This is a genomic window from Streptomyces sp. NPDC091289 (genome assembly GCF_044757365.1).
GTDB lineage: Bacteria > Actinomycetota > Actinomycetes > Streptomycetales > Streptomycetaceae > Streptomyces.
On sequence record NZ_JBIVUT010000018.1, the window covers coordinates 1 to 11,477 of the forward strand.

General features: G+C 74.4%; 1 protein-coding gene. It reads right to left on the reverse strand.

Annotated features, from left to right (window positions below; genetic code table 11):
* A partial coding sequence (locus ACIQPT_RS23815) for an amino acid adenylation domain-containing protein (RefSeq protein ID WP_401158235.1) occupies positions 1-11,476 on the reverse strand: 11,476 nt, incomplete at its 3' end.
* Between the last annotated feature and the right edge of the window lies 1 nt (position 11,477).

Below are 11,477 nucleotides of genomic sequence, written 5' to 3' on the forward strand. Positions count from 1 at the left end.
GAGCCAGAACGACCTGCGCACCGTGCAACAGAGGCAGAAACAGCTCCAGACCCGCGATATCGAACCCGACCGTCGTCACCGCCACCAACCGGTCGCACTCATCCAACGCGAACCGGTCCTGCATCGCGACCAGGAAATTCACCAGAGCCCCGTGCGAAACACCGACACCCTTCGGACGCCCCGTCGAACCCGACGTATAGATCACATACGCCGTGCTCTCCCCCGAGACCCCGTGCACCACCGGATCCTGGTAGCCGTACGCCGACAGATCCACCTCCGCCAGCACATCCTCGGTCAGACACAGAACCGGCGCCGCATCCCGCAGGATGTGCGCAACACGCTCCTCCGGAAAGTCCGGATCCACCGGCACATAACCAGCACCCGACTTCAGAACAGCCAGCAACGCCACCACCAGATCCGGCGACCTGCGCAACGCCACAGCCACCAGACGCTCCGGCCCCGCACCCTGCCCGATCAACCAGTGCGCAAGCCGATTCGCCCGGGCATTCAACTCCCGGTAGGACAGGGCCAGATCACCGAAGACCAGAGCGCACGCCTCAGGCGACACCGCCACACGGTCCGCGAGAAGCCGCGTGAGGGTGACGTCCGGGACCTCGCGGCCGTTGTCGTTCCACTCACCGAGTACCCTCTCCCGTTCTCCAGGGGCCATCACGTCCACGGCCGCCACGGCGGTCTCCGGGCGTTCCACGACCGTGCGCAGGACACGGGTGAACCGTTCCACGAGGCGCTCCGCGGTGGACCGGTCGAACAGGTCCGTCGCGAACTCCAGATGGCCGTGCAGCCCGGCGGCGGCGCTGTCGTCGGCGCGAGCCTCCTTGAGGGCCAGTGTCAGGTCGTACTTGGCGACCCTGCTGCCCAGCGGCAGCGTCCCGGCGGTCAGGTCGTCCAGGCCGACGCCGGGACCGGCCGCGAGCCGGTCGTCGTTGTTGTTCCACATCAGCATGGTCTGGAACAGCGGGTGGCGGGCCATCGAGCGCGCCGGGTTGACCACCTCCACCAGCCGCTCGAACGGCACGTCCTGGTGGGCATAGGCGCCGAGCGAGGTCTCGCGCACCCGGTCCACGAGCTGCGTGAAGGTGGGGTTGCCGGACAGGTCGGCGCGTAGCACCAGGGTGTTCACGAAGAAGCCGACCAGGTCGTCCAGGGCCTCGTCGGTGCGGCCCGCGATCGGGGTGCCGACCGGGATGTCGTCGCCGGCGCCGAGCCGGGACAGCAGCGTCGCCCAGGCGGCCTGGACCACCATGAAGAGGCTGGCCCGGTGCTCGCCCGCGAGCCGTGCGAGGCCCGCGTGCAGATCGGCGGGCAGGTGGAAGGGCACGGCGTCGCCCCGGTGCGAGGCCACGGCGGGACGCGGCCGGTCGGCGGGCAGCGCCAGCTCCTCGGGCAGCTCGGCCAGCGTCCGCTTCCAGTAGCCGAGCTGGCGTGCGGCCACGCTGTCCGGATCGTCCTCGGAGCCGAGCACCTCGCGCTGCCACAGCGTGTAGTCGGCGTACTGGACGGGGAGTTCCGCCCAGCCGGGGCGCTCCCCGGCCCGGCGTGCGGCGTACGCCTCGATGAGGTCGCGGGCGAGGACCGGCGCCGACCAGCCGTCGGTGGCGATGTGGTGCAGGACGAGCAGCAGGACGTGTTCCTGAGGACCGGTGCGCAGCAGTACCGCCCGCAGCGGCGGCTCGGCAGCGAGATCGAAGGGGCGGGCGGCCTCCTCGGCCAGCCGGCCGGCGAGGGCTTCGGGGGCCACCTCGGTGGCGGCGAGAAGGCCGAGCGCGGTGAAGGCCTCCTCGGGCGTTCGGATCACCTGGTAGCCGCTGCCCCCCTCCTCGGCGAAGACCGTGCGCAGCGACTCGTGCCGGGTGACGACGTCCCCGAGGGCCGCGCCGAGGGCGTCCACGTCGAGGGTGCCGGACAGCTTCAGGGCGGTGGGCATGTTCCAGGTCGCGCCGGGCCCCTCCATGCGGTGCAGGAACCACAGCCGGCGCTGGGCGGGCGAGAGCGGGATCCGATCGGGCCGCTCGCGGCGGGTCACCGCCGGGCGGGCACCGTCGGCCTCGTCGAGCAGAGCCGCGAGACCGGCGGGCGTGGGCTGTTCGAACAGGCCGCGGACGGCGAGCTCGGCCCCGAGGACGGTACGGACGCGGGCCACCAGACGGGTGGCGAGCAACGAGTGGCCGCCCAGGTCGAAGAAGTCCTGGTCGACCCCGACCGCGGGGCGGCCCAGCACCTCGGCGAACAGACCGCACAGCGCCTCCTCGCGGGCGGTGCGCGGCTTGCGGACCGCCGCTGCCTCCTGCGCGGGGGCGGGCAGCGCGGCCCGGTCCAGCTTGCCCGTACGGGTCAGCGGCAGCTCGTCGAGCAGCACGTACGCGGCGGGCACCATGTGGGAGGGCAGGAGGGCGCCGAGGTGGGCGCGGAGCGCGGACGCGGCGGGCGCGGTGCCCGGCCGGGTCACCGCGTAGGCGACGAGCCGCTTGTCGCCGGGGGTGTCCTCGCGGACCACGACGGCGCAGCGCACCACGTCCTCGTGTGCGGTGAGCACGGCCTCGATCTCGCCGGGCTCGATGCGGAAGCCGCGGATCTTGACCTGGTGGTCGGCGCGTCCCACGTAGTGCAGTTCACCGTCCACTGTGGTGCGGGCCAGGTCGCCGGTGCGGTACATCCGGGTGCCGGGCGGGCCGTAGGGGTCGGCGACGAAGCGCTCGGCGGTGAGGTCGGGGCGGTTGAGGTAGCCGCGCGCCAACGCCGTTCCGGACAGGTGGAGTTCGCCGACGACGCCGGGCGGCACGGGCAGCAGTCCGGCGTCCAGGAGCCGCACGCCGGCGCCGTCGACCGGGCGGCCGATCGGCGGGGTGCCGGGCCAGGACCCGACGTCGGCGGGCAGCGTCCACGCGGTCACCACGTGCGTCTCGGCGGGCCCGTAGTGGTTGTGCAGGCGGGTCGGCGTGGTGGCGTGGTGGGCGCGCACCGGCTCGCGCAGGGTCAGCGCCTCGCCGGCCTGGACGAGGTGGCGCAGGCCCGACAGGTCGGCGCCGCACTCGCGGGCCGCCTCCAGGACGCCGTCGATCACCAGGTTCGGCGCGTACAACTCGGCGACCCGCTGCTCCGCGAGCCAGTGGGCCAGTTCGCGCGGGTCGCGCCGGGTGTCCTCGGGGACGACGGCGAGGGTCTTGCCGGTCAGCAGCGCCGACAGGATCTCCTGCACGGACACGTCGAAGCCGACGGCGGTGAACTGGGCCACCACGGTGCCGGGCGCCGCGGGCAGTGCCCGCTCGTGCCAGGCGAGCAGGGTGGCCAGCGCGCCGTACGGCATGACGACGCCCTTGGGGCGGCCGGTCGATCCGGAGGTGTGGATCACGTACGCCGGGTGGTCGGGCAGCGCATCGGGGAAGGCCGGCGCGGGCTCGGCGGCGGGCCGGGGCGCCTCCACGAAGAGCCGCGGCACATCCGAGGCGGGCAGGGCCGCGGCGCTGGCGGCCGTGGTGATCAGCGCGCCCGGCGCGGTGTCCGCGAGCATCAACGCAATGCGCTCGGAAGGGAGTTCCGGGTCCAGAGGGACATAGGCCGCACCGGCCGTGAGCGTCGCGACGAGGGCGACCGCGAGGTCGGTGCCCCGCGGCAGGGCGACGGCTACGCGGCTCTCGGGACCGATCCCGAGGCCGCGGAGTTCGACGGCCAGGGCGCGGGCCCGCTCGTGCAGCGCGCGGTAGGTGAGGGTGCCGTGCGCGTCGCTGACGGCGACGGTGTCCGGGGTCCGTCCGGCCTGCGCGGCGAGCTGCCGGGCCAGGGGTGCGCCGGGGCGCGGGGCGGGGCCGTCCGAGGCTTCGAGGAGCCGGGCCCGGGTGGCGTCGGGCAGGACGTCGATGCGGTGCACGGGACGTCCGGCGTCGGTGGTGACCGCGCCGAGCACCGCCGCCAGGGTGGACATGAACAGCTCCGCCGTGGCCGGGTCGTACAGATCGGTGGCGTATTCGAGGCGGACGGCGAGACCGTCCGGGGCGCCCCGCTCGGTGCGCAGGTCGGAGAAGGCGAACAGCAGGTCGAAGGTGGCGACCTGCGCGTCGACCTCGCCGAGCCGCATCCGCAGGTCGGGCAGGTCCTCGGCGAGCCTGTTGGAGGCGTCCTGGGCCGCGTTGTTCCAGGTGACCATCGTCTGGAACAACGGGTGGCGGCCGAGGGAACGGTCCGGATTGAGGGTCTCGACGAGGCGCTCGAAGGGGACGTCCTGGCGGGCGTAGGCGTTGAGGGAGGTGGCACGGACCCGGTCGAGCACCTCGGCGAACGTGGGGTCGCCGGACAGGTCGGTGCGCAGCACCAGGGTGTTGACGAAGAAGCCTATGAGGCCGTCGAGCGCCTCGTTGACGCGGCCCGCGCTGGGCGTGCCGAGCGGGATGTCCTCACCGGCGCCGAGCCGGGACAGCGTCACCGCGACCGCGGCCTGGACCACCATGAACAGGCTCGCCCGGTGCTTCTGGGCGATGGCCTCCAGGCCGGCGTGCAGCTCGGCCGGTACGTGGTACCGCAGGTCGGCGCCCCGCCCGGTGCCGGTGAGGGGCCGCGGCCGGTCGGCGGGCAGGGTGAGTTCCTCGGGCAGGTCCGCGAGCGCCTCGCTCCAGTGCACGAGTTGACGGCTGAGCTCGCTGTCCGGGTCGTCGGCCGAGCCGAGCACCTCGCGCTGCCACAGGGTGTAGTCGGCGTACTGCACGGCCAGCGGCGGCCAGCCGGGCTCCCGCCCGCCGCGCCGGGCCGCGTAGGCGGTGGCGAGGTCCTTGACGAGCAGCGGGACCGACCAGCCGCCGTCACCGGCGATGTGGTGCATGACGAGCAGCAGGGCGTGCTCGTCCCGTGCGAGGGCGAACAGGTGGGCACGCAGCGGGATGTCCGCGGCGAGGTCGAAGCCGGCACGGGCGGCCTCGGTGAGCAGCGCGGGCAGCTCCTCCTCGGTGGCGGAGCGTGTGGTGGCCGGGACCTGGCACGGTGCGAGCACGATCTGGTACGGGCCTTCGGCATCCTCGGCGAAGACGGTGCGCAGGGTCTCGTGGCGGGTGACGACGTCGGCGAGCGCGGCGGTCAGCGCCTGCTCGTCGAGGGTGCCGCTGAGCCGCAGGACCACCGGCACGTTGTACGTGGGGCTCCCGGCCTCCTCGAACCGGCCGAGGAACCAGAGGCGCTGCTGGGCCGGGGAGGCGGGCAGCCGCTCGGGGCGCTCGCCCGCGGTCAGCGGGGTGCGCGCGGTGCCGGCGCCGGTGAGCCGGGCGGCGAGCGCGGCGACGGTGGGCGCCTCGAAGAGGACGCTGATCGGCAGGTCCACGTCGAGCATCGAGCGGATCCGGCCGACCAGGCGCATCGCGGCGAGCGAATGGCCGCCGACGGCGAAGAAGTCGTCGTCGATGGAGACCCGGGGGCGGCTGAGGATCTCCGCGAACAGGCCGCACAGGATCTCCTCCTGCGGTGAGCGTGGAGGACGGCCGGCGGTGTCCCGTGTCTCGGCGGGGTCGGGCAGCGCGGCCCGGTTCAGCTTGCCGTTGGCGGTCAGGGGCAGCTCGGGCAGGGTCACGAAGGCGCCGGGGACCATGTACTCGGGGACGGCGGCCGCGACATGGGCGCGCAGGGCCGTCGCGTCCAGGTCGGTGACGGCCCAGGCGACCAGGCGGGGTTCGCCTGCCGCGTCGAGGCGCACGCCGACGGCCGCGGCCGCCACGTCCGCGTGGGCGGTGAGCACGGCCTCGACCTCGCCGGTCTCGATGCGGAAGCCACGCAGCTTGACCTGCTGGTCACCGCGGCCGACGTACTCCAGGCGCCCGGCGGTGGTGCGGCGTACGACGTCGCCCGTGCGGTACATCAGCGTGCCGCCCGTGCCGAACGGGTCGGCGACGAAGCGCTCGGCCGTGCGGGCCGCCTGCCCGAGGTAGCCGCGGGCGAGTCCGGCGCCGGACAGATGGAGCTCGCCGGGGACGCCGGGGGCGACCGGGCGCAGCAGCTCGTCGAGCACGTACACGCCGGTGTTGTCGATGGGCCGCCCGAGGTGGACGGCGGCGGGGTCGGTGACGGTGGCCCCGGTGGACCAGATGGTGGTCTCCGTGGGCCCGTACACATTGAGCACCGAGCGCGCCCCGGCGGTGAGGGTCGCGGCCAGGTCGGCGGGCAGGGCCTCGCCACCGACCAGGACGCGGACGCCCGACAGGAACGAGGCGTCCCGTCCGACCGCGGCCCGCCACAGGGTGGGGGTGGCCTGCATGAGGGTGATGCCGTGCCGGGTGACGGCGGCGCGCAGCGCCTCGGGGTCGCGCACGGTGTCGGGCCCGGCGAGCACGACACAGGCCCCGCGTGCCAGCGGCAGGTACAGCTCCAGTCCGGCGATGTCGAAGCCGATGGTGGTGACGGCCAGGAGGCGGTCCTCGGCGGCGACCGCGCAGCGGTCGGCCATCGCCCGCAGGAAGTTGTCGAGCGCGCCGCGCGGCACCACGACCCCCTTGGGGGTGCCGGTGGAGCCGGAGGTGTGCAGCACGTACGCGGCGTTGGTGGCCTCGGCGCGCGCGGCGAGGTCGCCGTCGGCGTATCCGGACAGGTCCGCCTCGTCGGCCAGGACGGTGTGGACGGGCACGTCGGGCAGTCCGGGCAGCAGCTCGCCCGTGCTGACGAGGACGGCCGGGTCCGCGTCCGTGATCATGCGGTGGATGCGGCCGGCGGGGAAGCCGGTGTCGAGGGGCAGATAGGCGGCGCCCGACTTCTGTACGGCGAGCAGGGTGACGAGCAGGTCCACGGTGCGGGGCAGGGCGACGGCGACGAAGCGCTCCGGGGCGGCGCCCCGCTCGGTCAGCAGGCGGGCCATCGCGTTGGCACGGCGGTTCAGTTCCCCGTACGAGAGGGTGACCTCGCCCGCGGTGACGGCCGGGGCGTCCGGGTGCCGGGCGGCCTGCCGCTCGAAACGGTCCAGGAACCAGCGGTCCTCGGCCGGGCGGGCGGTGTCGCCGGGGGCGGTGAGCGCGGCCGTGCGCTCCCCTTCGAGGAGGACGTCCACGGTGCCGACGGGCCGGTCCGGCTCCGCGACGAGGCGGGCCAGGACGGTGGTGAAGCGCTCCACCAGGCGCTCGGCCGTGCTGTGGTCGAACAGGTCGGCGGCGTACTCCAGGATGCCCGTCATGCCGTCCGGGGCGCCGTCCTGGGTGTGCCGCTCGCGCAGGTTGAAGGCGAGGTCGAACTTGGCGACCCCGCTGCCGATCCCGCCGCGGGCGGTCACGGTGAGCGCGCCGAGCCGGGCCTCGGCCGGACCCGAACCGGCCGGGCCGCCGGTGTTGTTGAAGGCGAGCAGCGTCTGGAACAGCGGCGAGCGGGCCAGCGAGCGGGCCGGATTGAGCACCTCTACCAGCCGCTCGAACGGCAGGTCCTGGTGCGACCAGGCCGCGAGATCCGTCTCCCGCACCCGGGCGAGGAGCTCGGTGAAGGAGGGGTCGCCGCTGACGTCGGTACGCAGCACCAGGGTGTTGATGAAGTCGCCGACGAGGTCGTCGAGCGCCTCGTCGAGGCGGCCCGCGACGGGGGAGCCGAGCGGGATGTCGTCCCCGGCGCCGAGCCGCGACAGGGTCACGGCGAGCGCGGCCTGGACGACCATGAAGACGGTGGCGTCGGCCGCGCGGGCACGCTCGGCGACGGCCCGGTGCAGGGCGGCGGGCAGGCTGATGACGACGTTGTCGCCGCGGTAGGAGGCGACGGCCGGGCGCGGCCGGTCGGTGGGCAGGGAGAGTTCCTCGGGGAGCTCCGCGAGGGTCTCGCGCCAGAAGGCGAGCTGGCGCGAGACACGGCTGTCCGGGTCGTCCTCCGAGCCCATCAGATGGTGCTGCCACAGGGCGAAGTCGGCGTACTGGACGGGTAGTTCCCGCCACTGCGGCGCGGTTCCCCCGGCCCGTGCGGCGTAGGCGCGGGTCAGGTCGCGGGTGAGCAGCGGGGTGGACCAGCCGTCCCCGGCCACATGGTGCAGCAGGACGAGCAGTTCGTGCCGGTCCTCGGCGAGTTCGTACAGGAACAGCTTGAGCGGCAGGTCGGCGGCGAGGTCGAAGGGGTGGCGGGCATGCTCGGCGAGCAGGTCCGCCAGTTCCTCCTCCGTGCAGCGCACATGGACGGGCTCGGGGTGGACGTCCGCGAGGACGACCTGGTGGGGGCCCTGCTCGTCCTCGGCGATGATCGTGCGCAGACTCTCGTGGCGGGCCACCACGTCGGCGTACGCGGCGCGCAGCGCGGTGTGGTCCAGCGGGCCGGTCAGCCGCAGCGCGGAGGCCAGGTTGTAGACCGGGTTCGGCCCCTCCATGCGATGCAGGAACCAGAGGCGCTGCTGACCGTAGGAGAGCGGCAGCCGCTCGGGGCGGTCGCCGCGCACGAGCGCCGGGCGCGCCTCCTCGCTCTCGCCGAGGGAGCGGACCAGGCCGGCCGGGGTGGGGTTCTGGAACAGGTGCTTGACGGAGAGCTCGACGCCCAGGCTCGCGCGCAGCCGGCTCACCAGCCGGATGGCGAGCAGGGAGTGGCCGCCCCGCTCGAAGAAGTCGTCGTCGGGGCCGACGGCGGCGACTTTGAGCACCCCGGCGAACAGCTCGGCCACGAGGTCCTCGCGCGGGTCGCGCTGGGAGCGCTGCACGGGCAGCGCGCCCGCGGTCGCCTCGGGAACGGGCAGCGCCCTGCGGTCGATCTTGCCGTTGGGGGTCAGCGGCATCGCGGGCAGGGCGACGATCGCGGCCGGGACCATGTAGGGCGGCAGAACGGCGGCGAGATGGGCGCGCAGCGCGTCGGTGTCCACGGTCCCGGGGGTCACCCAGGCGATCAGCCGGGCGTCGCCCGCCTCCTCCTCGCGGGCGAGGACCACCGCCCGGGTGACGTCGGCGTGGGCGGCGGCCGCCGCCTCGATCTCGCCGGGTTCGATGCGGAAGCCGCGCAGTTTGATCTGGTCGTCGGCGCGCCCCGCGTGCACGAAGGTGCCGTCGGCCAGGCGCCGGGCGAGGTCGCCGGTGCGGTACATCCGGGTGCCGGGCGGGCCGTACGGGTCGGCGAGGAACCGCTCGGCGGTGAGGCCGGGGCGCCCGAGGTAGCCGCGGGCGAGGACCACGCCGGAGACGTACAGCTCACCGGCGACGCCGGGGGCGACCGGGCGCAGGGCGGCGTCCAGGACGTAGGCGCGGGTGTCGGCGAAGGGACGGCCGATCGGGACGGGGCCGTCGGCCGTTGGGGTGCCGGGTTCGATCCGGAACTCCAGGCAGTTGACGGTCGCCTCGGTGGGCCCGTAGGCGTTGATCACGGTGGCGTCGGGGTGGGCGGCGCGCCAGCCGCGTACGGCTTCGCCGCGCAGGGCCTCGCCGCCGAGGACGAGGGTGCCGGACGGCGAGACCTCGCCGGGCAGGGTGTCGAGGAGCTCCAGATGGCTGGGGGTGCCCTTGAGGAACGTGGGGCGCGGGCCGCCCACGGCGTCCGGGAGTTCGGCGAGGTGGGCGCAGCCGCCGGAGACCAGCGGCGTGAACAGGCCGGTGACGGTGAGGTCGAAGGTGACCGAGGAGTGCACCAGGGTGAGGCCTGCGGCGTCCGGGTAGGCGTCGCGGGCGCGTACGAGGTAGGCGGCCAGGGAGCGGTGCTCGACGACGACGCCCTTGGGGCGGCCGGTGGAGCCGGAGGTGAAGATCAGGTAGGCCGGGTCGTGCGGGTGCGGGGTCGCGGTGAAGGAGGTGGCCTCCTCGCCGGTGACCGCCAGCGTCTCGGTGTCCGGCAGGGCGAGACCGGGCGCGGCCAGGGCGAGCACCGGGTCGGCGTCGGCGAGCACCGCGGCGATGCGCTCGGCCGGGTGCTCGGGGTCCACCGGCACGTACGCGCCACCGGACTTGGCGACGCCGAGCAGGGCCACCACCAGGTCGATGCCGGGCGGCAGCAGCACCGCCACCGTGCGTCCGGCCCGGACACCGCGCTCGACGAGCGTGCGGGCCACATGGCTGGCCCGCGCGTCGAGCTCGCGGTAGGTGAGCACGTGGCCGCCCGCGCGCACGGCGGGAGAGTCGGGAGTGGCGTCGGCCTGGGCGGTGAACAGCTCGGGCAGGGTGGGCAGTCGCGCGCCGTCGGCCGCGGCGCCCGCGGATCCGCCCGCGGCGGCGAGCGCGCGGGCGGTCTCGTCCGCGCCGATCACGTCGATGCGGCCGAGCGGCCGCCCGGGATCCCGTACGAGGGTGTCCAGCAGCACGAGGAAGCGCTCGGCGACGCCGGCCGCGGCCGTGTCGTCGAACAGGTCGCGCTGGTGGAAGAGCTTGAAGCGCAGGGCGTCCTGCGGCATGCCGACGAGGCTGAGCGGGAAATGGTTGGCGGAGTGGCTCTCGGCCCCCACCACCCGCAGCGGGTCGCTCTCCCCCGAGACGGCGGGAGCGGAGTCGAACGGGAAGTTCTCGAAGACGACGGACGTGTCGAAGAGCGGGCCGAGACCGGTGCGGTGCTGCACCTCGGACAGCCCCAGGTACTGGTGGGCGATCAGCTCGGCCTGCGCGTGGTGCACCGCGGTGAGGAGTTCACCGGCGCCCTGCTCCGGGCGCAGCCGGACGCGCAGCGGCAGGGTGTTGATGAACAGGCCGACCATGGACTCGATGCCGGGCAGCTCCGCCGGACGGCCGTTGACGGTGACGCCGAAGACCACGTCGTCGGTGCCGGTCAGGCCCGCGAGCACCAGCGCCCAGGCCGCCTGCACCACGGTGTTGACGGTGACGCCGGCGGAGCGGGCCCGGGCCGACAGGGCCCGGGTCTGCTCCTCGGTGAGCCCGAACTCGTGGCGCCCGGGGTCCTGCGGGGTGTGCTCGGTGGCGCCCGCCACCAGGCTGGGCGCCGCCAGGCCGTCGAGCATGGCGTCCCAGGCGGCCCGCGACGCGTCGGCGTCCTGGCGGGAGAGCCAGGCCAGGTAGTCCCGGTAGGGGGCCACGACCGGGAGCCCGCGGGCGTCGCCGCCCGACAGGTACAGCGCGTGGTACTCCTTCAGGAGCGTCGGCAGGGACCAGCCGTCGAGCACCGTGTGGTGGATGGTGAGGACCAGGCGGTGGTTCTCGGCGCCGAGCCGGATCAGCGCGAAACGGATCAGCGGAGGCCTGCCGGTGTCGAAGCGCCGCTCGCGGTCGGCGAGCGTCGCCTCGCGGGCCTCGGTGTCCGCCTGCTCCGCGGGGAGGTGGGAGAGGTCGATCTCGGTCCACGGCAGCTTGTACCGGGCCGCGACGATCTGCACCCACTCCCCGTCCTTGCGCTGGCGGAAGGCGACCCGCAGGCTCGCGTGGCGGCGCAGCAGCGCCTCGGCGGCCTCCCTGGCGCGGCCCGCGTCGAGCGGGCCGGCCAGGTGGAAGGTCGACTGGACGGTGTAGATGTCCGCGGTGTCCTCGTCGAAGACGCTGTGGAACAGCAGACCGCTCTGGAGCGGGGAGAGCGGCAGGATGTCATCGACGGTGCGGGTGCTTCTCGCCACT